Annotated in this window: 21 protein-coding genes; 11 read left to right on the top strand and 10 right to left on the bottom strand. The window is 69.7% G+C overall.

Annotated features, from left to right (window positions below; translation table 11 throughout):
• Positions 1–4: 4 nt before the first annotated feature.
• Complete coding sequence (locus tag Q9R19_RS06575; RefSeq protein ID WP_311255516.1) at positions 5–691, top strand: alanine racemase C-terminal domain-containing protein; 687 nt, start codon at positions 5–7, stop codon at positions 689–691.
• Positions 688–1,722, top strand: coding sequence for an alanine racemase (locus Q9R19_RS06570; RefSeq protein WP_311255515.1), 1,035 nt, complete (start codon positions 688–690; stop codon positions 1,720–1,722). Before Q9R19_RS06575 ends, Q9R19_RS06570 begins: the two co-directional genes overlap by 4 nt.
• Positions 1,723–1,725: 3 nt before the next feature.
• Here Q9R19_RS06570 and Q9R19_RS06565 read toward each other — a convergent pair whose 3' ends face one another.
• Positions 1,726–1,935, bottom strand: a complete 210-nt coding sequence (locus Q9R19_RS06565; protein ID WP_311255514.1) for a hypothetical protein — start codon at positions 1,933–1,935, stop codon at positions 1,726–1,728.
• Positions 1,936–2,116: 181 nt separating this feature from the next.
• Here Q9R19_RS06565 and Q9R19_RS06560 point away from each other — a divergent pair, with 181 nt between their 5' ends.
• On the top strand, positions 2,117–4,219 hold the full coding sequence (locus Q9R19_RS06560) for a DNA topoisomerase IV subunit B (protein WP_311255513.1): 2,103 nt from the start codon (positions 2,117–2,119) through the stop codon (positions 4,217–4,219).
• 124 nt (positions 4,220–4,343) lie between these two features.
• On the opposite strand, the gene Q9R19_RS06555 is transcribed toward Q9R19_RS06560, so the two are convergent.
• Positions 4,344–6,782: a DNA topoisomerase IV subunit A gene (locus tag Q9R19_RS06555; RefSeq protein ID WP_311255512.1), complete on the bottom strand. Its 2,439-nt coding sequence runs from the start codon at positions 6,780–6,782 to the stop codon at positions 4,344–4,346.
• Positions 6,783–6,864: 82 nt separating this feature from the next.
• Between Q9R19_RS06555 and Q9R19_RS06550 the strand changes: the two genes are divergently transcribed.
• Positions 6,865–7,986 (top strand): alkaline phosphatase family protein, encoded by a 1,122-nt coding sequence (locus Q9R19_RS06550; protein ID WP_311255511.1) that lies wholly within the window; start codon positions 6,865–6,867, stop codon positions 7,984–7,986.
• 107 nt (positions 7,987–8,093) lie between these two features.
• On the opposite strand, the gene sepH is transcribed toward Q9R19_RS06550, so the two are convergent.
• Entirely contained in the window at positions 8,094–9,122 is a 1,029-nt protein-coding gene (gene sepH, locus Q9R19_RS06545; RefSeq protein WP_311255510.1) for a septation protein SepH, read from the bottom strand.
• A gap of 205 nt (positions 9,123–9,327) precedes the next feature.
• On the opposite strand from sepH, the gene Q9R19_RS06540 reads away from it, so the two are divergent.
• A complete protein-coding gene (locus Q9R19_RS06540; protein WP_311255509.1) occupies positions 9,328–9,618 on the top strand; it encodes a DUF4193 domain-containing protein in 291 nt (96 codons plus the stop codon).
• An 85-nt stretch (positions 9,619–9,703) separates the two neighbouring features.
• Here Q9R19_RS06540 and Q9R19_RS06535 read toward each other — a convergent pair whose 3' ends face one another.
• Positions 9,704–10,183 carry a DUF3093 family protein gene (locus Q9R19_RS06535; RefSeq protein WP_311255508.1) on the bottom strand — a complete coding sequence of 160 codons (480 nt, stop codon included), beginning with the start codon at positions 10,181–10,183 and terminating at the stop codon, positions 9,704–9,706.
• A gap of 3 nt (positions 10,184–10,186) precedes the next feature.
• On the opposite strand from Q9R19_RS06535, the gene dut reads away from it, so the two are divergent.
• The 4 genes from dut (at position 10,187) to Q9R19_RS06515 (ending at position 15,000) form a co-directional block, all read left to right on the top strand.
• Entirely contained in the window at positions 10,187–10,636 is a 450-nt protein-coding gene (dut, locus tag Q9R19_RS06530) for a dUTP diphosphatase (protein ID WP_311255507.1), read from the top strand.
• On the top strand, positions 10,633–11,220 hold the full coding sequence (locus Q9R19_RS06525) for a DUF3710 domain-containing protein (protein WP_311255506.1): 588 nt from the start codon (positions 10,633–10,635) through the stop codon (positions 11,218–11,220). The genes dut and Q9R19_RS06525 overlap by 4 nt, the downstream gene beginning before the upstream one ends.
• A gap of 71 nt (positions 11,221–11,291) precedes the next feature.
• Positions 11,292–11,999 carry a DUF3159 domain-containing protein gene (locus Q9R19_RS06520; RefSeq protein ID WP_311255889.1) on the top strand — a complete coding sequence of 236 codons (708 nt, stop codon included), beginning with the start codon at positions 11,292–11,294 and terminating at the stop codon, positions 11,997–11,999.
• 115 nt (positions 12,000–12,114) lie between these two features.
• On the top strand, positions 12,115–15,000 hold the full coding sequence (locus Q9R19_RS06515; RefSeq protein WP_311255505.1) for an aconitate hydratase: 2,886 nt from the start codon (positions 12,115–12,117) through the stop codon (positions 14,998–15,000).
• 224 nt (positions 15,001–15,224) lie between these two features.
• Here Q9R19_RS06515 and Q9R19_RS06510 read toward each other — a convergent pair whose 3' ends face one another.
• Positions 15,225–15,569: a metalloregulator ArsR/SmtB family transcription factor gene (locus tag Q9R19_RS06510; protein ID WP_311255504.1), complete on the bottom strand. Its 345-nt coding sequence runs from the start codon at positions 15,567–15,569 to the stop codon at positions 15,225–15,227.
• A gap of 74 nt (positions 15,570–15,643) precedes the next feature.
• Between Q9R19_RS06510 and Q9R19_RS06505 the strand changes: the two genes are divergently transcribed.
• A complete protein-coding gene (locus Q9R19_RS06505) occupies positions 15,644–16,972 on the top strand; it encodes an FAD-dependent oxidoreductase (RefSeq protein ID WP_311255503.1) in 1,329 nt (442 codons plus the stop codon).
• Positions 16,973–16,992: 20 nt separating this feature from the next.
• Here Q9R19_RS06505 and Q9R19_RS06500 read toward each other — a convergent pair whose 3' ends face one another.
• A complete protein-coding gene (locus Q9R19_RS06500) occupies positions 16,993–17,415 on the bottom strand; it encodes an arsenate reductase ArsC (protein ID WP_311255502.1) in 423 nt (140 codons plus the stop codon).
• Positions 17,416–17,679: 264 nt separating this feature from the next.
• Here Q9R19_RS06500 and dxs point away from each other — a divergent pair, with 264 nt between their 5' ends.
• Positions 17,680–19,623, top strand: a complete 1,944-nt coding sequence (gene dxs / locus Q9R19_RS06495; protein WP_311255501.1) for a 1-deoxy-D-xylulose-5-phosphate synthase — start codon at positions 17,680–17,682, stop codon at positions 19,621–19,623.
• A gap of 27 nt (positions 19,624–19,650) precedes the next feature.
• On the opposite strand, the gene Q9R19_RS06490 is transcribed toward dxs, so the two are convergent.
• From Q9R19_RS06490 to Q9R19_RS06475, 4 genes are all read right to left on the bottom strand, one after another.
• A complete protein-coding gene (locus Q9R19_RS06490) occupies positions 19,651–20,214 on the bottom strand; it encodes a hypothetical protein (RefSeq protein WP_311255500.1) in 564 nt (187 codons plus the stop codon).
• Positions 20,215–20,270: 56 nt separating this feature from the next.
• Positions 20,271–20,939, bottom strand: coding sequence for a TetR/AcrR family transcriptional regulator (locus Q9R19_RS06485; RefSeq protein ID WP_311255499.1), 669 nt, complete (start codon positions 20,937–20,939; stop codon positions 20,271–20,273).
• A 79-nt stretch (positions 20,940–21,018) separates the two neighbouring features.
• Positions 21,019–23,163 (bottom strand): 3-hydroxyacyl-CoA dehydrogenase NAD-binding domain-containing protein, encoded by a 2,145-nt coding sequence (locus Q9R19_RS06480; RefSeq protein WP_311255498.1) that lies wholly within the window; start codon positions 23,161–23,163, stop codon positions 21,019–21,021.
• A 12-nt stretch (positions 23,164–23,175) separates the two neighbouring features.
• Positions 23,176–24,381, bottom strand: coding sequence for a thiolase family protein (locus Q9R19_RS06475; protein WP_311255497.1), 1,206 nt, complete (start codon positions 24,379–24,381; stop codon positions 23,176–23,178).
• Positions 24,382–24,404 lie beyond the last annotated feature (23 nt).

Here is a 24,404-nt window from a genome sequence, read left to right as displayed (position 1 = left end):
GCAGATGTCAGGCAGTGCGACACCCCGGGTGCTCCTCAGCGCAGGGGCTCTCGCGCGTAACGCCCGGGAGCACGCCGCCGGCGCCGTCGTCGACCTGCGATACGACGCGTACGGTCACGGCGTCGACGAGACGGCTCGCATCCTGCATGCGGCCGGCGTGTCGGGAGTGCTCGTGTCGTCGGAGGACGAGGCGCGGCGGCTGACGGCATCCGGCGTGCCCGCGTCGACGAGCGCTGCGCCCGACGTGGACATCCCGCTGCTGCTCGGCATCCCCGTCGACGGTGCCGCGCAGACGGAGCCGGTGATGAGCCTGCAGGGACGAGTGCTCTCCACGAAGCCGCTGCGGGCGGGGGAGGCCGTCTCGTACGGCTACACGCACCGCGCCGCGGCCGACACGAGGGTCGCCCTGGTGTCCGGCGGATACGCGCAGGGGATCCTGCGGGCTCTCGGCAATCGCGTGCGGGTGCAGGTGGACGGCCGCGCGCATCCGATCGTCGGTCGGATCGCGATGGACGTCTGCGTGGTCGATCTGGAAAGGGCGGATGCCGCGATCGGCACGCCGGTCGTCTACTTCGGCGGTGACGGGCCGGTGCGCGGCGCTCTGGCCGACTGGTCGGCGGCGGCGGGCCTGGAGGCGCTGGAGCTGGCCGCCGTGATCGGCCAGCACGGCGAGCGGAGCTGGCAGGCATGAGCATCCCGGTCCTGGAGATCTCCCGCCGCGCGTTCCACGCGAACCTCGACGCCGTCCGTGAGCGCCTGGGCGGCTCCCAGCTGCTGCTGGTGATGAAGGACGACGCGTACGGGCACGGCGTGGAGTGGGCGGTCGCCGAGGCCGAGCGGGCCGGGGTGACCTGGTTCGGCAGCTACGACATCCCCACCGCGCTGCGCATCCGCGCGCTGACCGCGCAGCGCGTCTACGCATGGGCGCCCTCCGCGCCCGACGAGGTCGAGCGGGCGCTGCGCGCCGGCATCGACCTGGGCATCGGCTCGGCCTCCTACCTGCGCGAGGCGATCGAGGCGGCGCAGCGGCTCGGCATCCGCGCCGCCCTGCATCTGAAGATCGACACCGGGCTGCACCGCAACGGCTTCCGTCCGGAGGACTGGCCCGCGGCGGTCGCCGCCGCCCGGCGGGCGGAGGAGCACGGGAGCGCGCGCATCGCCGGCGTCTGGAGTCATCTCGCCGAGGCCAGCGACGCGGAGGACGACGCGGCGCAGGCCGTGTTCCTGGATGCCGTCCGTCAGCTGGAATCCGCCGGAGGCGCCCCGGAGGTACTGCATCTCACCGCCTCGGCGGCGGCGTGGTGGCGGCCCGAGCTGCGGGGCACGCTCAGCCGCGTCGGCGCGTTCTGCTACGGCATCCGCTCCGCCGACGGCCCCGCACTCGACGGGCTGCGGCTGATCTCGCGTCTGGTCGCGACGGTGGACGCGGTCGACGGTGACGTCGTGCACGTGGGGCTCGGCTCGTACCACGGTCTCCCGTCGACTCTCCGCGGCGTGGAGGTCGCGACGCCCGCGGGGCTTCGGCCGCTCACGGCGATCGCCGGCGGCAGCAGCAGTGTCGCCTCCTGGCCGGGGGTGAAGGTCGGCGACCGCGTGGTCGTGTTCGGCCCTGGTGATGATGGGGAATCGGATGCCACGGCTCTCGCCGAGCGCATCGACACCGTCGGCGAGGAGATCCTCACCCGGCTGACGCCGTCGGTGCGGCGTCAGCTCGTGGATTGAGGCTCAGGCCTCGATGAGGCGGGCGGTCTCGTCGTGCCAGCTGCTGGCGACCGCGCGCAGCTTCTCCTCGTACTTGCGGCCGTGGTGCGCGCAGAAGAGCATCTCCGTGCCGTTGACCTCGGCGGCGATGTAGGCCTGCGCTCCACAGGAGTCGCACCGGTCCATCGCGGTGAGGCGGTACTCGACGGTCTCTCGCTCTGTCGTAGCGTTCATCTCGGTGCCTCCTCAGGGGTTCGGTTCGATTCGAGATCGTGCTCAATACAACCACGGCGCGCCTGGGCGCATGCCCGGTTCCCGGCGCGTTTCGCTCAGCGCGTACGCGCAGCGCGGCGGGTGCGCCGCAGGGGAGTGTCGCGGCCTTCGGCGGGGCGCACGCGAATTAGAATCGAACATTGTGACAGCCGAGTATTCCGCCCATCATCTCCAGGTGCTCGAGGGACTCGAAGCCGTCCGCAAGCGTCCCGGCATGTACATCGGATCCAACGGATCGCCGGGGCTGATGCACTGCCTGTGGGAGATCATCGACAACTCCGTGGACGAGGCGGTGGCGGGCAACGGGTCGAAGATCGACGTCGTGCTGCACGCCGACGGCAGCGTGCAGGTCGCCGACCGCGGACGCGGCGTCCCGGTCGATGTCGAGCCGCGCACCGGTCTGACCGGCGTGGAGGTCGTGTACACCAAGCTGCACGCGGGCGGGAAGTTCGGCGGCGGCTCGTATGCGGCATCCGGCGGACTGCACGGCGTGGGCGCCTCGGTCGTGAACGCGCTCTCGGAGCGGCTCGACGTCGAGGTGGACCGCGCCGGCAAGACGTACGCGATGTCGTTCCGGCGGGGCGAGCCCGGCGTGTTCGCTGATGACGGCGAGCCCAGGCCGGACGCTCCCTTCACCCCGTTCGAGAAGAAGAGCGAGCTGCGGGTGATCGGCAAGGCGCCCCGGGGTGTGACCGGCACGCGAGTGCGCTACTGGGCGGACCGCCAGATCTTCACCAAGGATGCCGCCTTCCAGCTGGGAGAGCTGGAGACGCGCGCCCGGCAGACCGCGTTCCTGGTGCCCGGCCTGGAACTGATCGTGCGCGATGAGCGCCCCACGGACGACCCCGACGCCAGCGCACCCCGAGAGGCCTCCTACCTCTACAAGGGCGGCATCTCCGAGTTCGTCGACTACCTGGCATCCGATCCGCCGGTGACCGACACGTGGCGCTTCCAGGGCAGCGGGAGCTTCACCGAGACGGTGCCCGTGCTCCAGCCCGACGGGCACATGAAGGCCACCGAGGTGCAGCGCGAATGCCAGGTGGACATCGCGTTGCGCTGGGGCACCGGCTACGAGACGGTCACCCGCTCGTTCGTGAACATCATCGCGACGCCCAAGGGCGGCACGCACCAGCAGGGCTTCGAGCAGGAGCTGCTGAAGTCGCTGCGCGGACAGGTCGAGCAGAACGCGCGTCGCTTGAAGGTCGGCAACGACAAGCTCGAGAAGGACGACGTGCTCGCCGGGCTCACCGCCGTGCTCAACGTCACCGTCCCCGAGCCGCAGTTCGAAGGCCAGACGAAGGAGGTGCTCGGCACTCCCGCCGTGCGCGCGATCGTCGCCAAGGTCGTTCGCAGTGAGCTGGCAGCACGGTTCTCCTCGACCAAGCGCGACGACAAGAGCCAGGCGGCCCAGCTGCTGGACAAGATCGTCTCCGAGATGAAGGCGCGCGTCTCCGCGCGGGCGCACAAGGAGACCCAGCGCCGGAAGACGGCGCTGGAGTCCTCGTCGCTGCCGGCGAAGCTGGTCGACTGCCGCTCGAAGGACTTCGAGCAGAGCGAGCTGTTCATCGTGGAGGGCGATTCGGCGCTCGGCACGGCCCGGCACGCGCGCAACAGCGAGTTCCAGGCGCTGCTGCCGATCCGCGGGAAGATCCTGAATGTGCAGAAGGCGTCGATCAGCGACATGCTGGGCAACGCCGAGTGCGCGGCGATCATCACCACGATCGGCGCGGGATCCGGCCGCACGTTCGACCTCTCTCAGGCCCGCTACGGCAAGGTGATCCTGATGAGCGACGCCGACGTCGACGGCGCGCACATCCGCACGCTGCTGCTGACGCTGTTCTTCCGGTACATGCGGCCGCTCGTGGAAGCCGGACGGGTGTTCTCGGCGGTGCCGCCGCTGCATCGCGTGATCGTGATGAACCCCGGGTCCAAGCCCAACGAGACCATCTACACCTACTCCGAGGCCGAGCTGCATGCGCTTCTGGCGAAGCTGCAGAAGGCCGGCAAGCGGTGGCAGGATCCGATCCAGCGCTACAAAGGGCTGGGTGAGATGGATGCCGATCAGCTCGCCACCACGACCATGGACAAGGGCGGCCGTCTGCTGCGCCGCGTCACCATCGAGGATGCCGCGGCGGATGCCGCGGTGCGCACCTTCGAGCTGCTGATGGGCAGCGAGGTCGCGCCGCGTCGCGAGTTCATCATGACCTCCAGCGACAGGCTGAGCCGCGAGGCCATCGACGCCTGAGCCGGCGGCGCCGGCTCGACTCCTGGCTCGCTCTTCCGGGTTCGTCCATCCCAGGGGTGAGACGGGCGGCGCTTCGACAGGCTCAGCGACCCAGAAATGAACGACCCGCGCCGCTTCGACGCGCTCAGCCGATCGCGGTGCCGACGGAGCCGATCACGGCATCCAGGGGATGACCGGAGGCGTCGCGCTTGGCGCCGGATGCCGGAAGCTGCCGCGCCGTGCCATCCGAGCCGATCGCCCGGGGCTCCACGCCGACCCAGGCCAGCCGCAGACGGTCCTCACCCTTCAGGAACGCGTGGGCGCGCACACCGCCCGTGGCGCGGCCCTTGCCGGGGAACTCCGCGAAGTCCGACACCTTCGCGCGCCCGGCATCCGCCCCCGCCAGCATCCCCTCAGAGCCGGAGACCGTGACGACCACGGCCTCCTCCGCGGACGCGACGACGGTGAACGAGACGACCTCGGCACCCGAACCGAGCTTCATGCCGGCCATGCCGCCTGCGGGCGCGCCCTGCGGTCGCACGTTCGAGGCGGGGAAATGCAGCAGCTGGGCATCCGAGCTGACGAACACCAGCTCCGTCTCATCCGGCGCGGTCGCGGCGCCGACGACCACGTCCTTCGGCTTGAGGCCGATGATCTCCAGCTCAGGACGCACGGCCAGGGCCGATGGCACGACGCGCTTGACGACGCCGTCCTTGGTGCCCAGCGCCAGCGGAGTGTCGTCGTCGAAGCGGATCAGCGCGAGCACGCGCTCGCTCCGATCAGTGATGCCCAGGTAGTCCGCGATCCGCACACCGGCGCCGAGTCCGACCGAGCTGGAGGGCACAGCCGGGATGTCGATGGGCGTGAACCGCACGACCCGGCCCGCACTCGTGACCGCGCCGATCTCGCTGCGCGTGGTCGTCTCCAGGCGCGCCTGGATCGCATCGTGCTTGCTGCGGCGGGCCGGCGTCGTGATCGTCGCCCCCGGCTCCAGGTCCACGCGCACGGCGCGTCCCGTCGTCGACAGCAGCAGGGTGGTCGGCGCGTCGGCCAGCTGCAGCTCTGCTGCGGACTTCGTGGTGCGCGCTTTCGGGGGAGCGGCATTCAGCAGCAGGGTGCGCCGGTGCGTGCCGAACTGCTCGGCCACGGCATCCAGCTCGGACGCCACCTGCGCGCGCACGAGCGCGGGGTCGCCGAGCAGCTTCTCCAGCTCGGCGATCTCGGCGAGCAGCTTGTCGCGCTCGGTCTCCAGCTCCAGACGGGAGAACTTGGTCAGGCGCCGCAGGCGCAGCTCCAGGATGTACTCGGCCTGCACCTCATCCAGGTCGAACACCTGCTGCAGGCGGTTCCGGGCGGTCTCGGAGTCGTCCGAGGAGCGGATGACCTGGATGACCTCGTCGATGTCGAGGATCGCCAGCAGCAGACCGCGCACCAGGTGCAGACGCTCGTTGCGGCGGGCCAGCCGATAGCGGCTGCGGCGCTCGACGACCTCGATGCGGTGCTGCAGGTACACCCGCAGCAGCTCCTTCAGGCCCAGGGTGCGCGGCTGACCGTCGACGAGCGCCACGTTGTTGATCGAGAAGGAGTCCTCCAGCGGCGTGTACCGGAACAGCTGCTCCAGCACCGCGGCCGGGTCGAACCCGGTCTTGACGGTGATGACCAGGCGCAGTCCGTTCTTGCGGTCGGTGAGGTCCTGCACATCGCTGATGCCCTGCAGCTTCTTGGCGCCCACGGCGTCCTTCAGCTTCTCGATCACGCGCTCCGGACCCACCTGGTAGGGCAGCTCCGTGACGACGATGCCCGTCCTGCGCGGCCCGAGGGGCTCGATCGAGGTCTTCGCCCGCAGCTTGAACGCGCCCCTACCGGTCTCGTACGCGTCCTTGACGCCGTCCAGGCCCATCAGGATGCCGCCGGACGGGAAGTCGGGGCCGGGCACGAACTCCATGAGCTCAGCGGTCGTGGCGTCCGGGTTCTCGAGCAGATGCGTTGCGGCAGCGACCACTTCGATCAGGTTGTGCGGGGCCATGTTCGTGGCCATGCCCACGGCGATGCCGCTGGCGCCGTTGACGAGCAGGTTCGGGAACGCCGCGGAGAGCACGGCGGGCTGCTGGAACTGCCCGTCGTAGTTGGGCACGAAGTCGACGACGTCCTCGTCCAGGCTCTCCGTCATCGCCAGAGCGGATGCGGCCAGGCGCGCCTCGGTGTAGCGGGACGCCGCCGGGCCGTCGTCCAGCGAGCCGAAGTTGCCGTGTCCGTCGACCAGCGGCACGCGCAGCGCGAAGTCCTGCGCCAGCCGCACCAGGGCGTCGTAGATCGCGGAGTCGCCGTGCGGGTGCAGCTTTCCCATCACCTCGCCGACCACGCGGGCGCTCTTGACGTGACCGCGGTCGGGGCGCAGCCCCATCTCCGCCATCTGATACAGGATGCGGCGCTGCACCGGCTTGAGTCCGTCGCGGGCATCCGGCAGGGCGCGCGAGTAGATGACGGAATAGGCGTACTCGAGGAACGAGCCCTGCATCTCCTGCGAGAGGTCGATGTCCTGGATGCGCTCCTGGACGGGCTCGGATGACGAGGGCTTTGGCATGGACTTCCTGCGGGACGCTCGGGACGGACTCGCGGCAGCGCTCGGATGCACCGCGACGGGCCGCTGTGGAAGACTGGCCCGGATGCCTCTCATGCTACCGTCCAGCCCCGATTCGACGCGGAGCATCACCGGGGTGGCGTCTCAGCTGCTCGCTGCGCTGCACGGCGGCACCGGAGAGCTGCCGTCGGCGCGTTCGGCCGTGCTGGTCGTCGTCGACGGGCTGGGTGCGCTGCCGCTGCGCGCTCATGCCGGTCATGCCCGCACTCTGAGCACCGCGATGGCGAAGCGGGATGTCGCGGCATCGGTGTTCCCGACGACGACCGCCGCCGCACTGACCAGCCTGCTCACCGGTGCCGCTCCCGGCGAGCACGGCATGGTGGGCTATCGCGTGCGGCATCCCGAGCGCGACGTACTCGTGAATCAGCTGACCGAGTGGAACGGCATCGACCCGCGTGCCTGGCAGCCCGTGCCGACCGTGTTCGAGCGTGCAGCGCAGTCCGGGCATCCCGCTTTCACGGTGGGGGTGCCCGCGCACGCCGGCACCGGGCTCTCGCAGGCGGTCCTGCGCGGCGCCGAGTTCCGTGGCGGCGCGACGCCCGCCGACCGCGTCGAGGCCGCATGGGCCCTCGCGGAAGCCCACGAGGGCGCGCTGGTGTACTGCTACCTGCCCGAGGCGGACAAGGCCGGGCACAAGCACGGACTGGACTCGGCGGAGTGGGTCGCGGCCCTCGAGGACATCGATGCCGCGCTCTCATCCCGGATCCCCGACGGCGTGGGAGTGCTGGTGACGGCGGACCACGGCATGATCGACGTGCCATCGCAGCGCCAGCTGGTGCTCGACGCCGCGGGCGGCTGGCACGACGGCATCCGGCACATCGGCGGGGAACCGCGGATGCAGCACGTCTACGCGGAGCCGGATGCGGATCAGTCCGCGATCCTGAGCCGGTGGCGGCGCGATCTGGAGGGTCTCGCCGACGTCGTCAGCCGTGTGGAGGCGGTCGACGCCGGATTCTTCGGTCCGGTGGTCACGGATGCCGCTCGTGCGCGCATCGGGGACCTGCTCGTGATCGCACGGGGCAACCATGCCCTGTACGACGGCGAGGCCGCCGACCAGCGCGGCCGCAGCATGGTCGGCCAGCACGGTGCGCTGTCGGCCGAGGAGTGGCGGGTGCCGCTGATCCGGATGGGCGCGTTCGCGCGCTGACCACCCGTCGGTGCGGGGGCGCTTCGACAGGCTCAGCGATGCAGCGAGGAAGGTCCCCGGTCAGCGACCCAGCGAGGAAGGTCCCCGGTCAGCGGCTCCGGGACGACTCACTCGTCGGTGCGGGCGCCGAAGACGATCTCGTCCCAGCTGGGCATCGCGTTTCGCCGCCTGCGGCGACCGGACTGCTGATCCGACGGCTCGGGCTGCGGCTCGGCCTCCGGCGGGGACTCGAGCCCTTCCTCGGGGGCGTCGAAGAGCGCGATCGGTGCGCCATCGCCCGAGTCCGCCTCGCTCGGCTGCGGAGCCGGCTCTCGCTGGCCGCGACGCCGGCGCAGCGCCTCGAGCAGGTCGGCGGTCTCGGCATTCGGATGACTCTCCTCGGGCGCGCGTCGCGCCGCCGCCTGCTGCACAGCCGCGCTGGAGTGCTCAGGAGCAGTCACGGACTCCTCCGGCTCGGCCTCGGGGCGGGGAAGCAGTCGCGGGCCGAAGGCGCCGGAGTCGAAGCGCGTGTCGTCCTTGTACGGCGAGACCCGCTCGGAGTCGACCGCGCGCAGGCGCGGGATCAGCCCCTCCGGCAGGGCTCCCTGGCGGGACAGCTGCGTCGCGTCCGCGTTCAGGGGTGAGAGCGAGCTGCGCCGCGGGTCGAAGGCCCAGCGCGCATCGTGCTCGACCTCGTCCGCTGTGAACTCGAGCTTGATCGTCCAGCCCGACTCGTCCTTCCAGCTGACCCAGCGCTCGTCGCTCGCGTGCAGGTCGGCCAGCTTCGCCCGCACGGCGACACCGAACGTCGGCTGCGCGTCCGGCTCGACCTCGCTGCCGATCAGTACCGGAACCGCCAGCGCCTGGTTCACGATGTGCTCGCGCTCGGCGAGCACGGGGCCCTCGAAACGTGCGACGTCGGACTCGCTCACACCCAGCAGGGCGGCGACCTCGGCCGCCGACAGCCCGGCGCGGATCTGCATCTGGATGTCACGAGGGCTGGCGGCCAGACGCGCGGTCGCGGTCTCGGTCTCCCTGGTCGCTCGACGGACCTCGCGGTGGAGCACGTCGTCGATGGGGAGCGCGAAGCGCTGCCCGGACTCCGTGGCGAGGACGAGAACTCCCGCCTCTGTTCCGACGATGGTGACGTTTTCCATACCGATTGCCCCTCTGGATGGGTGTGCGTTCATGCTGTCACGACGACCCCCTCGCTCCCGGGAATACGCTGGGCGCGCCGCGAGTTTCCCCGTGCGGATGAAGAGCATTTGCGAAATTGTCCGCGTTCGTGCAAACTGACGCCCGCTGAACACCCGAATCAGCTCCCCCAAACCCACTCGCACCACGGAAGTGGAGATTCACCACATGGCAACCGACTACGACGCGCCCCGCAAGAGCGAAGACGACTCCGAGTCGATCGAGGCACTCAAGGAGCGTGTGCCGAGCACGCAGTCCGGCGCCGGCGACGTCGAGGACTCCGACAACCCCGGATTCGAGCTCGCGGGCGCTGACCTGTCCGACGTGGAGCTCGATGTCGTCGTCCTCCCCGCGCAGCAGGACGAGTTCACCTGCATGAGCTGCTTCCTCGTGAAGCACCGCTCCCAGCTGGACCACCAGGGCCCTGAGGGCCCGATCTGCAAGGAGTGCGCCGCCTGACGAACTCATGACATGCGCGCCCCCAGCCGTTCGGCTCGGGGCGCGTTCTGCTGTCTGCGCTCAGTCCCGGGAGCGGGCGCGACGCTCAGACGCCCGAGCGGGCGAGGCGGATGGCTGCCGCGAGTCGGTCGGGTGTGCGCGTGGAGATCGTCCAGCTGCGCATCGGGTCATCCGGATCCGTGATCGGCACGACCACCAGTCCGTCGATGCCGCCGCGGATCAGGTGCCACCCGTCGCGGGCGATGTCGCGGCCGCGACGGTCCCTGGCCTCCTGGCCGCTGAACGGCTCCGGCTCGCCCAGCCAGCGGGCGTCGACGTGCGCGCGTCCGGCGTGCAGCTCGCTGCCCCGGACCGCCACGACCGGGGCGAGCAGGACACTCAGCGCGACGAGCGCCAGCGACACCCCCGCGCCGATCATCACGGCGAGCGCGGCGGCGACGGGTGCGAACACCAGTGAGACCATCGGCCCGACCAGGGCGATGGTGACGAGCATCCACAGGCTCGGCGACAGCCGCTCGCGATAGCCGTCCCGGGTTCGCGCCGGCGTGTTCTGCATTAGCCTCATGGGGTGACTCATTCCGTTGCCGTTCCCATTATCGCCGCGCACACGCCGTTCTACGCGAATCCCGGAGACGCCGGTGCCGATCTGGTGGCCACCGAGGCGGTGCGGCTTCAGCCGGGGGAGCGCGCTCTGATCGGCACCGGCGTGCGCATCGCCCTGCCGGAGGGGTACGCCGCGTTCGTGGTGCCTCGCAGCGGCCTGGCGGCCAAGCACGGGATCACGGTGGTCAACTCGCCCGGGACGGTGGATGCCGGCTATCGCGGCGAGATCAAGGTGAGCCTGCTGAACACCGACAGCGAGCACGCGTACGATGTGGCGGTCGGTGATCGGATCGCGCAGCTGATCGTCATGCCGGTCGTCAGGGCCCGCTTCGAACCCGTGGACGAGCTGCCCAGCAGCGTGCGCGGCGAAGGCGGATTCGGTTCGACCGGCTATACCCAGGGAAAGAGCGAATGACTGAAGAGATCGAACCCACGCTGAAGTCGGCGCCGGCCGACCGTGCGACGGCGGGACCGTTCGACGACGCGGAGGCGAACCCCGTGCGGCCGTACATCGACCTCGGTGGCATCAAGGTGTTGCCGCGCGAAGGCCTGAACCTGCGCCTGGAGGTGGAGGAGCAGACCAAGCGCATCGTCGCCGTCGGCCTGGACTACGCCGGCTCGTCGCTGCAGGTGCAGCCCTTCGCGGCACCGCGCTCACGCGGGCTGTGGGATGAGACGCGAGTACAGCTGCGCGACCAGATCCGCACGCAGGGCGGCCGCGTCGAGGAGCGCGAGGGCCCGCTGGGCAAGGAGCTGCTCGCCGAGGTGCCCGCCGCGGCGGCCGAGGGGTCGGAGATGCGTCTGGCGCGCTTCATCGGCGTCGACGGCCCGCGCTGGTTCCTGCGCGGCGTGATCGGCGGGGACGCGGCATCCGATCCGGCCGCGGCCGAGCAGGTCGAGGACCTGTTCCGCTCGATCGTGGTGGTCCGCGGTGGATCGCCGATGCCGCCGCGCGACCTCATCCCGCTGAAGATGCCGTCCACCCCGGGAACGGCGTGAGCCGGACCGGCGACGAGGTTCCCGCCGGACGCGATCGCGGCGCCGACCCGCGCGCCGGCGGCGAGCAGGCGATGCCGGATGCCGAGCCGTCGGCCTCCGATCTGATCGGCGCAGCGCTCGGCGGAGCCGCACGTCGTGCGGGGCTGGATGCCGACAGCGGCCAGAGCACGCAGAAGGTGGTCTGGACGGCCATGGGCGGCTGGCGCGGCATCCTGGAGTCGGTGCTGCCCAGCCTGGCCTTCGTCGTGATCTTCACGGTGCGTCCGGACCCGCTGCTGCTCTCGCTCGGCGTGTCGGTCGGACTCGCCGCGGTGTTCACGGTCGTCAGGCTGCTGCAGAAGTCGCCGCCGTCGGCCGCGATCGGGGGCCTCGTCGCCGCCGGCGCGGCGGCCGCCCTGGCGCTGTGGACCGGACGCGGGGCGGACAACTTCGTACCGGGGCTGATCACCAACGCGCTGTACGGCACCGCGATGCTCGTCTCGGCACTGGTCGGCTGGTCGCTGATCGGCCTGGCGGTGGGGTTCCTGATGGGGGAGGGCACCGCCTGGCGCAGCGACAAGCGCAAGCGGCGCGCGTTCCTGTGGCTCGGTGTCGCGTGGGGCGTTCTGTTCTTCGTGCGACTGGGTGTGCAGCTGCCGCTCTACCTCGCCGACCAGGTCACCCTGCTCGGCACGCTGAAGCTCGTGATGGGATTGCCGCTGTTCGCTCCGATGGTCGCCGTCACCTGGCTGGTGGTTAGGGTGCTCTACCCGAGCGGCGCATCGCGCGAGGACCGCTGAGCTCTGGTAGATTTATCTCGACATCAAGATAAATCTCGGGCTTCTGCCCAGCGAATCCGCGGAGCACACTGGTAAGGGGAACCTTGCTAGCCGCGGACATCCGAAGGCGAGCAAGATGGAGTCGCCTGTCGCTCCCATCCGAACAGAAGGAGACGGATCCGTGTCCACGGTGAACAGCTTCGGTGCGAAGAGCACCCTGACGGTCGGCAGTACCGACTACGAGATCTTCCGGATCGACACGGTCGCCGGTCATGAGAAGCTCCCCTTCAGCCTGAAGGTGCTTCTCGAGAACCAGCTGCGCACGGAGGACGGCAAGAACGTCACGAAGGCGCAGATCGAGGCGCTCGGATCCTGGGATGCCGCGGCCGAGCCCAGCACCGAGATCCAGTTCACGCCCGCCCGCGTGCTCATGCAGGACTTCACCGGCGTGCCCTGCATCGTCGACCTCGCCACGATGCGCGAGGCCGTCACCGCTCTCGGCGGCGACCCCAATCGGATCAACCCGCTGTCGCCGGCGGAGATGGTCATCGACCACTCGGTGATCGCCGACCTGTTCGGCGCCGAGAACGCGCTGCAGCGCAACGTCGAGATCGAGTACGAGCGCAACGGCGAGCGCTACCAGTTCCTGCGCTGGGGCCAGACGGCCTTCGACGACTTCAAGGTGGTGCCCCCGGGAACCGGCATCGTGCACCAGGTGAACATCGAGCACCTGGCCAAGGTGGTCTACGACCGCACCGTCGACGGCGTGCTTCGCGCGTACCCCGACACGCTCGTCGGCACCGACTCGCACACCACCATGGTCAACGGCCTCGGCGTACTGGGCTGGGGTGTCGGCGGCATCGAGGCGGAGGCCGCGATGCTGGGCCAGCCCGTCTCCATGCTGATCCCTCGCGTGGTCGGCTTCAAGCTCACCGGCGAGATCCCCGCGGGCGTCACCGCGACGGATGTCGTGCTGACGATCACCGACATGCTGCGCCAGCACGGCGTGGTCGGCAAGTTCGTCGAGTTCTACGGCGCCGGCGTGGCATCCGTCCCGCTGGCCAACCGTGCCACGATCGGCAACATGTCGCCGGAATTCGGTTCGACCGCCGCGATCTTCCCTGTCGACGACGTCACGCTCGACTACCTGCGCCTCACTGGCCGCAGCGCCGAGACGATCGACCTCGTGGAGGCGTACGCCAAGACGCAGGGCATGTGGCACGACGCGGCCAAGGAGCCGGTGTACAGCGAGTACCTCGAGCTCGACCTGGGCACGGTGGTGCCGTCGATCGCCGGGCCGAAGCGTCCGCAGGACCGCATCCTGCTCTCCGAGGCGAAGACGCAGTTCGAGAAGGACATCCTCAGCTACGCCACGCCGAGGACCAGCGACGACATCGTCGACCTGGAGTCGAAGCACTCCTTCCCCGCTTCCGACCCGGGCCAGGTCCCCGGTGACGAGGAGCCGACGACGCGTCCGGTGCACATCAGCAGCGGGGCCCCCGCGAACGTGTCCACTCCGGTTCCGGTGACCACGCCGGCCGGAGAGGGATACATCCTCGACAACGGCGCCGTCACGCTGGCGGCGATCACCTCGTGCACCAACACGTCGAACCCCTCCGTCATGGTCGCGGCCGGTCTGGTCGCGCGCAAGGCGCTGCAGAAGGGCCTGAAGCAGAAGCCCTGGGTGAAGACGACGCTGGCGCCCGGATCTAAGGTGGTCACCGACTACTACGAGAAGTCGGGTCTGAACGAGGACCTCGAGGGCCTCGGCTTCTACACGGTCGGCTACGGCTGCACGGTCTGCATCGGAAACTCCGGCCCGCTGATCGACGAGGTCTCGGCCGCCGTCAACGAGCACGACCTGGCCGTCACCGCGGTGCTCTCCGGAAACCGCAACTTCGAGGGCCGCATCAGCCCCGACGTGAAGATGAACTACCTGGCCTCGCCGCCGCTGGTCATCGCCTACGCCCTCGCCGGCTCGATGCACTTCGACTTCGACAGCGACGCGCTGGGTCAGGACACCGAGGGCAACGACGTGTTCCTGAAGGACATCTGGCCGACGTCCGAGGAGGTCCAGGAGATCATCGACTCGTCGATCTCGCGCGAGCAGTTCATCAAGCAGTACGCGACGGTGTTCGACGGCGACGAGCGGTGGACCGGCCTGCCGACCCCGACGGGCCCGATCTTCGAGTGGGACGACGAGTCGACCTATGTGCGCAAGGCGCCGTACTTCGACGGGATGACCATGGAGCTCACCCCGGTCGCCGACATCAGCGGCGCTCGCGTCATGGCGGCACTCGGCGACTCCGTCACCACTGATCACATCTCGCCGGCCGGTGCCATCAAGCCGGGCACCCCTGCTGCCCAGTACCTCCAGGAGCACGGTGTCGAGCGCAAGGACTTCAACTCCTTCGGTTCGCGCCGCGGCAACCACGAGGTGATGATCCGCGGCACGTTCGCGAACATCCGCCTCAAGAACACGCTGGTCAAGGCGGTCAACGACGGACAGCAGATCGAGGGGGGCTACACCCGCGACTTCACCCAGCCCGGCGGCCCGCAGGCGTTCATCTACGACGCATGCGTGAACTACCAGGAGCAGGGCATCCCGCTGGTGGTCTTCGGCGGCAAGGAGTACGGCTCCGGATCGTCGCGCGACTGGGCCGCCAAGGGCACCAACCTGCTGGGCGTCAAGGCCGTGATCGCAGAGAGCTTCGAGCGAATCCACCGCTCCAACCTGATCGGCATGGGCGTCGTCCCGCTGCAGTTCCCCGCGGGGGAGTCCTGGGAGTCGCTCGGACTGGACGGCACGGAGATCATCTCGATCGAGGGTCTGACCGAGCTGAACGAGGGCACGACGCCGAAGACCGTGAAGGTCACCGCCACCCCGAGCGAGTTCTCGCCCGAGGGCCACGCGGCCGTCACCTTCGACGCGATCGTGCGCATCGACACCCCCGGCGAGGCGGACTACTACCGCAACGGCGGCATCCTGCAGTACGTGCTGCGGCAGCTTGCCGTCAGTTGAGCCGATCGATCGGCTCGGATACGAGGCGAACGGGCGCCTGACACGCCCGGCGAGTCTCGCGTCGCGGTCCATGCACGCGCCCCGTCAGGCTTCGGCCTGGCGGGGCGCGCCCGTGCCGGTGTCCGCAAGCTCTGAGTCGACGCGGAACGAGTGCTCTTGACGACGCCTCGGCCACGGGCCGGTCCGACACGACGCCGGCTCCAGCGGCCGGCGACACGCTGCCGTCAGGCGATGAGTGCCTTGGCGGCGGACGCGAGGGTGCCGACGGTGGGCCGGTAGTAGGCCCAGCGGCCCCGCTGCTCGCGCTCGACGAGGCGGGCCTCGACGAGCAGCTTCATGTGGTGGGAGACCGTCGGCTGGGACAGCCCGACCGGCGCGGTGAGGTCGCAGACGCACATCTCGCCCTCACTGCTGTGTGCGATGAGCGACATGAGCTTGACCCTGGTCGGGTCACCGAGGGCCTTGAACACCCGGGCCAGATCTTGCGCGAGCGCATCGTCGACCGCCTCGCCGAGAACGCAGCAGGGGGCGACGTCGGTCGTCGCTTCGGTGGCCGGAGCAGCGTTCATGCCTCCATTGTGCCTCACTCATTGACATCTGTCGATGCGTGAGGCAGGCTCAACTCATCGAAGAATGTCAATACATGGAGGTCGAAGTGCATCCCGTCGTCGTCATCGGAGCCGGTCCGCAGGGCCTGGCCGCCGCCGCTCATCTGCTCGAGCGCGGGATGGATCCGCTGGTCCTGGAATCGGGCGAGGGCCCGGCGTCGGCTGTGGCCGAATGGGGCCACGTCCGCCTGTTCTCGCCGTGGTCCGAGCTCGTCGACTCGGCGTCGCGACGGCTGCTCGAGCTGACCGGCTGGAGCGCGGCCGAGACCGGCTATCCGACCGGAGCACAGTGGATCGAGGGCTACCTGGCACCGCTGGCCGAGGCGCTGGGCGCCCGCGTCCGGTACGGCTCGCGCGTCGTCGGCGTCGGCAGGAAGGGGCGTGATCTCACAATCGACGCAGGCAGGGCCGAGCAGCCGTTCATCGTGCACATCCTCCGCGCTGACGGCGAGGAGGAGAGGATCGAGGCGACGGCCGTCATCGACGCCTCCGGCACCTGGCGGACGCCGAGCCCCGCGGGAGCCGACGGGCTCCCCGCCCTCGGCGAAACGGCCGCCGTCGAGGCCGGGCTCCTGGACCATCGCACGCCGAGCCGCGACGAGGCGGCCGCGCTGGCCGGGAAGCACGTCGTGGTCATCGGCAGCGGACACTCGGCAGCGACCGCGATCGGCGACCTCGCCATGGTCGTGCGCCGCGACCAGACCACCCGGGTGAGCTGGGTGCTGCGCCGCGGTGCTGCCGGCAGCGTCTTCGGCGCCGGGGCCGCCGACGAGCTGCCCGAGCGAGGGGCGCTCGGCCAGCGGGCGAAGAGAGCCGTGGAGGACGGCCTCGTCGACCTCGTCACCGGCTTCCGTACCGAGCAGCTCCTCGTCGATGACGGCCGGGTCGTCTTGGTGGCCGAGGACGGGCGGAAGCTCGAGCCGGCGGATCGGGTGGTCGTCGCGACCGGGTTCCGCCCGGACGTGTCCTTCCTCTCAGAGGTCCGTCTCGATCTCGACGCGCGCCTGCAGGCCCCGGTGAGGCTGGCCACCGAGATCGACCCGAACGTCCACTCCTGCGGGTCCGTGCGGGCCACGGGCGCGGTCGACCTGGCCCACCCGGAGCCGCGCTTCTACATCGTCGGGGCGAAATCCTACGGTCGCGCGCCGACGTTCCTGGCGTTGACCGGCTTCGAGCAGGTCCGCAGCGTGGTCGCCGAACTCGCGGGCGATCACGAGGCGGCCGCCTCCGTGGAGCTCGAGCTGCCCGACACCGGCGTCTGCGGCGGATCCGGCCTGTTCGACGCGCCGGAGCAGACGTCCTCCGGCGGCTGCTGCACGCCCGCGCAGCAGGTGGTGCAGATCGGCATGAGGTCCGGCGCCTGAACCGCGGCCGCCCGATGGCGTCACCCCGAAGCTCCCCGCGGTTTCAGCAGCTCGCCGACAAGCTCCTCGACGCGGATCCGGATCTCGTCGCGGATCAGGCGCACCGCTGCGATGCCCTGCCCGGCGGGGTCATCGAGCTTCCAGTCCTCGTAGCGGGTGCCCGGGAAGAACGGGCAGGCATCGCCGCAGCCCATCGTGATGACGACGTCGGAATCCTGCACGGCCGCGGCCGTGAGGACCTTGGGCTCCCCGGCGGCGATGTCGATGCCGACCTCCGCCATGGCTTCGACGGCCACCGGATTGATCTGCTCGGCGGGGATCGACCCCGCCGAGCGCACCTCGATGCGATCGGCGGCGAGGTGGCGCAGGAAGCCGGCAGCCATCTGGGAGCGTCCGGCGTTGTGGATGCAGACGAACAGGACGGACGGCTTCTTCTCGTTCATGGGGAGATTCTTCCTTGCGTGGCGCGGTCGCGCACGAGGTCGGCGAGCTGCTCGACCCAGATGATCGACCCGCGAGTCCGGAACGGTGATCGCGGGATTCGACATCCACCTATATTGAAGTCCATCGATGCATGGGGCAAGTCGGCTGCGCCGTCCGGACCGCCGATCGTCCCGCACACCGAACACTCATTCACCCGGAGATAGACTGAGAGGGTTCGCGTGAGCCCACCGGCCGCGCAGTCGCCGAGTCGCGGAGGAGCGTCCATGCCGATCCTGCCGAGCATCACCGGGCCCCGAGACCTCGACCGGCTCTCGCCGGAGCAGCTCACCGAGCTGGCCGCCGAGATCCGCACCTTCCTGGTCGAGAACGTGGCACGCACGGGCGGCCATCTCGGTCCGAACCTCGGCGTGGTCGAGCTGACGATCGCGCTGCACCGGGTCTTCTCGTCGCCGGATGATCCGTTCATCTTCGACACCGGCCACCAGTCCTACGTGCACAAGCTGCTGACCGGGCGCCAGGACTTCTCGCAGCTGCGCTCGCGCGGCGGTCTCGCCGGCTACCCGCAGCGCTCGGAGAGCCCGCACGATGTAGTGGAGTCGTCGCATGCGTCCAGTTCGCTGAGCTGGGCAGACGGGGTCTCGCGCGCGCTGACCGCCACGGGGCGTGCCGACCGGCACGTGATCGCCGTGGTGGGCGACGGTGCCCTCACCGGGGGGATGACCTGGGAAGCGCTGAACAACATCTCGGACGACAATGAGCGCAACCTCGTGATCGTCGTCAACGACAACGGACGCTCCTATGCGCCGACGATCGGCGGCATGTCCCGCTATCTCAACCGCGTGCGCACGGCAGGCGCCTATCGCGATCTGCACCGCAGGTCGGACCGGCTGTTCCGTGCGTTCGGACCCTTAGGGCGCGCGCTGTTCCGCGGCGTCCGCGGCGGGACTCGCGGTTTCCTGTCGCGCTTCACGAACAATGTCGCACTGTATTCCAATCTCGACATCAAATACCTCGGACCCGTCGACGGCCACGACATCCCGGCCCTGCTGGAGACACTGCGCCTGGCCAAGGACTATGGAGCACCGGTCATCGTGCACGCCATCACGGAGAAGGGCCGGGGGTACCAGCCTGCTCGCGATGATGAGGCGGACCAGTTCCATGCCGTCGGGCGCATAGACCCGAAGACCGGTGGCGCCCTCGGCGCGTCGGCGGGACGATCCTGGACGTCGGTGTTCGCCGACGCCCTCGTCGACGCGGGCACTCGAGACGAGAAGGTGATCGCCATGACGGCGGCGATGCTGCGTCCGACCGGCCTGGCGCCGTTCGCGGAGCGCTATCCCGACCGCGTGTACGACGTCGGCATCGCCGAGCAGCACGCGGTCGCCTCTGCCGCGGGCCTGGCGTTCGGCGGTCTGCATCCGGTGGTCGCCATCTACGCGACCTTCATGAACCGTGCGTTCGATCAGGTGCTGATGGACGTCGCCCTGCACAGGGCGGGCGTCACCTTCGTGCTCGACCGGGCCGGTGTGACCGGGCCCGACGGGCCCAGTCACCATGGCGTCTGGGACCTGGCCATGCTGCAGCTCGTGCCCGGCATCCGCATCGCCGCGCCACGCGACGCGACCCGGTTGCAGGAGCTGCTCGACGAAGCAGTCGCGGTCGATGACGCCCCGACGGTCATCCGCTATCCGAAGGGCTCCGTGCCCGACGACATCCCCGCGCTGGAGCGTCTGTCCGACGGGGTCGACGTCCTCTCCCGTGACGAGACCGAGGACGTGCTGCTGGTGGGTATCGGACCCTTCACCGAGCTCGCCCTCGACGTGGCGGGTCGGCTGCGAGCACAGGGCATCGGCGCGACGGTCGTCGACCCTCGCTGGGCGATTCCCGTGCAGCCCTCCGTGCTGCACCTGGCGGCGCGTCATCGCCTGGTCATCACCCTCGAGGACGGGATCCGCGTCGGCGGTGTCGGCACCCGCGTGCGGCAGGTGCTCCGCGAGGCCGGCATCGACACCGCCGTCGACGAGCTGGGTCTGCCGGACGAGTTCATCGACCACGCCTCGCGCGAGGAGGTGCTGCAGGATGCCGGGCTGACCGCGTCCAAGATCGCACAGGACGTGGTCGCCCAGGTGCTCGGCAGGCGCGTGCCGTTCGCCCGGCAGGCGGGCGGAACCGGAGCCATCGAGCTGCCGATTCACGAGGGTCGCTGAGCTCGGCTGCTCCGCCGAGGCGTCCGCTCAGGTATTGCGGAGGCCGGGCCGCTCGATGACGGCCTGCTCTCCCGAGGTGCCGTCCTCGAATCCACGCATGCTCGCGACGACCCGGCGGCGGCGATCCCAGCGGCGGGCGGCGCGCATCGCCGTGCCCCAACCGATCGTGGTGGATGCGGCGGTGAACGCAGCCGCGAGCAGGCAGTACCGGCCGAACAGCGCCAGGTCCGAGGCGCTGCCCGCGATCGCGAAGCCGATCTGCATCACGGTGATCGTGAGCGCTCCGACGACAGCGCCCAGCAGTGCGAACACGCCCACGTGGATCCAGATCGAGCGGATGGTGCGCAGCCGCCACGCCAGACGCCGCACCAGGGGCGCGGCGAGGAGCAGAGCGAGGCCGGAGACCGGAGCGGCGACGATCAGGGAGACGAGCAGCATCAGAGGGAGCAGTCCGAAGAACGGCATCCCCATTCCTGCCGAGCGGATGTCGGTGACGACAGCCAGGATGATCTCCGCGGCGAGGAGGAGCCCGATGAAGCTGCCCCACGCAGCCAGCGAGCCCACCCGGAACTCCTCCCGTGTGAAGGCCATCGGCTGATCGGCTGTGCGCGGCGACGCGGCGCTCGGCCTCCGATCGTCATCCGCGCTCACGCGCGCACCTCGCCGATCTGCTCGAGCAGATCGCGCGTCACGTTGCGGACACCCGGAAGCCGGACGAACGGCAGCGCCGTCGCGAGCAGTCTCAGGGCGGTGCTCAGCAGCCGCCTCGTGCGCTCCTGATCATCGGCGTCGTAGGTCCACCTCATCACCAGCGCGAGAAACGCGACGAAAAGTGCATCCGGCAGACGCTCTGCGATGTCCTCGGGAAGTCGGTGCTCGGCCCCTGCGACGGCGCGCTGGAACAGACTGCGGGTCTGCTCTCTGGCCGCGGTCGACTCGCGCGCGAGCGGGTTGATGGGGGAGTCCGGCGCGATCATGGCGGCGAGGAAGCCCGGTGCCACGCGGCGATAGGGCTCGAGGGTATCCAGTCCCGTCTCGAAGACGATGCGCAGCCGGTCGATCAGCCCCGTGCCCTCTGCCAGCTTCGGCACGGCGGCGCGGGCGTGGTCCCGCTGCACCTGCTGATAGAGCTCCTGAACAAGGTGGGTCTTGGAGGGGAAGTAGTAGTACGCGTTCCCCACTGAGACACCGGCCTGTGCCGCGATCTCACGGATCGTCGTGTCCGCGTAGCCCCGTTGCATGAAGGATCTCATCGCCGCATCCCGGATGCGGGCCCGCGTCTGCTCGGCCTTCGGCGTCAACTCGGAACTGAACATGTTCAAATGATAGCGCGCTCTCAAGGAGCGGCAGAGCGGGCCGCCCCGGAGTGGAGGCGGCCCGCTCGCTGCAGGCGGATCAGCTGTGCGCGATGCCGCGAATCGGCGGATGGTGGAACGTGTCGCCGAACACGCGCTCCGAAGCACCCTCGCGATCCAGATACGGCGACGCGCCGCCGTCGATGAACGGCCAGCCGGCGCCGAGGATGAGGCACAGATCGATGTCCTCGACCTCGGGCACCACGCCCTCGTCGAGCATCAGCTTGACCTCCTGCGCCAGGCCGTCCTGGACGCGGCGGAGGATCGTGTCGGCGGATGCCGGAGTTGTGCCCGTCTGACCCTTCAGCACCTTCTCGGCGGCCTTGGTCCAGCCGGTCACCCGGCCGCCCTTATCCTTCTCCACCACGGCATCCAGCTCGGCGAGCGCGTGGAAGTTGTCGTTCGCGTAGAAGCGGTCGGGGAAGGCGCGCACCATGGTGTCCTGCACGTGCGCGGCCACCTTCCATCCGACCAGGTCGATCAGCTGGAACGGTCCCATCGGCAGACCCAGCGGACCGAACGCGGTCTCGACGTCGGCGACCGGCGTGCCCTCGTACACGGCACGCGCCGCCTCGCCCATGACCTTCGCAAGCAGACGGTTGACGACGAAGCCGGGCGCATCGGCCGTGAGAACCGCGTTCTTGCCCAGGCCCTTCGCCACCACGAAGGCGGTCGAGAGAGCGGCATCCGTCGTGGCATCCGTCTTCACGATCTCGATCAGCGGCATCACCGCGACCGGGTTGAAGAAGTGGAAACCGACCAGGCGCTCGGGGTGGGCGAGCTTCGAGCCGATCTCGGCGACCGACAGCGACGAGGTGTTGGTCGCGAGAATCGCATCCTCGGCGACGATCTGCTCGATCTCGCCGAACACCTGCTGCTTGACGCCGACCTCCTCGAAGACGGCCTCGATCACGAAGTCGCAGTCCGCGTACAGGGACTTGTCGGTGGTGCCGGTGACCAGACTGCGGAGCTTGTTGGCGGTGTCGCGGTCCAGTCGGCCCTTGGCCTCGAGCTTGCCGATCTCCTCGTGGATGTACGCCACGCCCTTGTCGACGCGCGCCTGGTCGACGTCGGTGATGAGGACCGGAACCTGCAGCTTGCGCACGAACAGCAGCGCGAACTGGCTGGCCATGAGACCTGCGCCGATGATGCCGACCTTGGTGACCTTCTTCGCCAGCGCCTTGTCGGGCGCCCCGACCGGGCGCTTGGCGCGCTTCTGCACCAGATCGAACGCGTACATCGACGCGGCGAACTGGTCGCCGGTGACGAGATCGGCCAGCGCCTCGTCCTCGCGGGCGAATCCCTCGGCCTTCGTGCCGCTGCGCGCCTTGTCCAGCAGGTCGAGTGCAACGTACGGCGAGCGCGGCACGGTGCCGATCTTGGATTCCAGCATGCCTCGGGCCATCTTGATGGCGACGGGCCACTTGACCGTGCGCTCGATCTTGCCCGGGGCGTTCTTGCGCTCCACCTTCCTGCCGCCGAGCACCTCGTCGGCCCAGGAGAGAGAATCCTCCAGGAAGTTCGCAGCGGGATAGATGGCATCGAAGAGCCCGAGTTCGAATGCCTGCTGGGGCTTCAGCATCCGGTTCTGCTTCAGCGGATTGGAGATGACCACTTCGAGGGCGTTCTCGATGCCGATCAGGTTCGGAACCAGATACGCGCCTCCCCAGCCCGGGATGATGCCGAGGAACACCTCGGGGAGGGCCAGCGCCGCCGCCGACGCGTCCACCGTGCGGTAGGTGGAGTTCAGCGCGATCTCCATGCCCCCGCCGAGCGCGAGACCGTTCACGAACGCGAAAGAGGGAACGCCCAGCTCCGACAGCGAGCCGAGCACCTTGTGGCCCAGCTGCGCGATCAGACGCGCGTTGTCCTTCGAGCCGACGCGGCTGATGTCGGACAGGTCGGCGCCGGCGGCCAGGATGTACTGCTTGCCGGTGATGCCGACGGCGTGGATCTCTCCCGCTGCAGCGCGTGCCGTCAGCTCGGCGAGAGTCTCGCCGAGCTCGGCGAGGGTTGCGGGGCCGAGCGTGTTGGGGCGGGTGTGGTCGCGTCCGTTGTCGAGTGTGATCAGCGCGAGCACCTTGCCGGAGGCGAGGCGGATGTCGCGCACGGGGGAGTGCGTGACGACCTCCCCCTCGGTGACGGCCATGATGGGCGCGAAGTCGATCTCGTCGTAGTTCGTCATTGCTCGCCGCCCTTACTTGCGCTTCTTCTTGCCGTCGTAGAAGGGGTTCTCCCAGATGACGGAACCGCCCTGGCCGAGTCCCACGCACATCGCGGTGAGCCCGTACCGGACATCGGGTCGCTCGGCGAACTGGGCGGCGAGCTGGATCATCAGGCGCACGCCGGTGGCGGCGAGCGGATGCCCGAGGGCGATCGCGCCGCCCCACTGGTTGACGCGCGGGTCGTCGTCGGCGATGCCGAAGTGGTCGAGCAACGAGATCACCTGGATGGCGAACGCCTCGTTGAGCTCGAACAGTCCGATGTCATCGATGGTGAGGCCGGCCTTTCTGAGGGCCTTCTCGGTGGAGGGGATCGGGCCGATGCCCATGATCTCGGGCTGCACGCCCGCGAACGCGAAGGAGACCATCCGCATCTTCGGAGTCAGCCCGAACTCCTTGACCGCGCCGCCGCCGGCCAGCAGCGACATCGTCGCTCCGTCCGTCAGCGGCGACGAGGTGCCCGCTGTGACGCGCCCGTGCGGGCGGAAGGGCGTCTTCAGCCCGGCGAGGTCCTCCATCGTCGTCTGCGGGCGACGGCCCTCATCCTCTGTCGCCAGGCCCCAGGCGCCGTCGGCGTCCTTGACGGCGACGGGCACGAGGTCGGGCTGGATCTTTCCGGCGTCGTACGCCGCCTGCACCTTGTGCTGGCTGAGCATCCCGAAGCGGTCGGAGCGCTCCTTGGTGAGGTGCGGGAACCGATCGAAGATGCGCTCCGCCGTGACGCCCATGTTCAGCGCGCCCGGATCCACCATCTTCTCGGCGACGAAGCGCGGATTCGGGTCGGCGTTGCTGCCGATCGGATGGTGGCCCATGTGCTCCACGCCGCCGGCGATGGCGAGGTCGTACATGCCCACGCCGATGGAAGCCCCCATCGTCGTCACGCTGGTCATCGCCCCGGCGCACATGCGCTCGATCGCAAGACCGGGAACGGTCTGCGGCAGCCCTGCGAGGATGGCCACCGAACGGCCGAGCGTCAGCCCCTGGTCGCCGGTCTGGGAGGTCGCGGCGATGGCGACGTCATCGATGCGGTCCGCGGGGACGGAGTTGCGCTCCATCAAGCCGATCGTCGCCTTGACGGCGAGGTCGTCCGCGCGGGTGTTCCAATACATTCCTTTTTCGCCGGCGCGCCCGAACGGCGTGCGCACTCCATCGACGAAGAAGACGTCCGAGATCTCGGCCACTCCTGCCTCCATTGGTTGGGGAT

Source organism: Microbacterium sp. ARD32, from assembly GCF_031844385.1.
GTDB lineage: Bacteria > Actinomycetota > Actinomycetes > Actinomycetales > Microbacteriaceae > Microbacterium.
The sequence above is the reverse complement of the archived record's forward strand: the minus strand, read 5'-3'. Positions and strand labels throughout refer to the sequence as shown.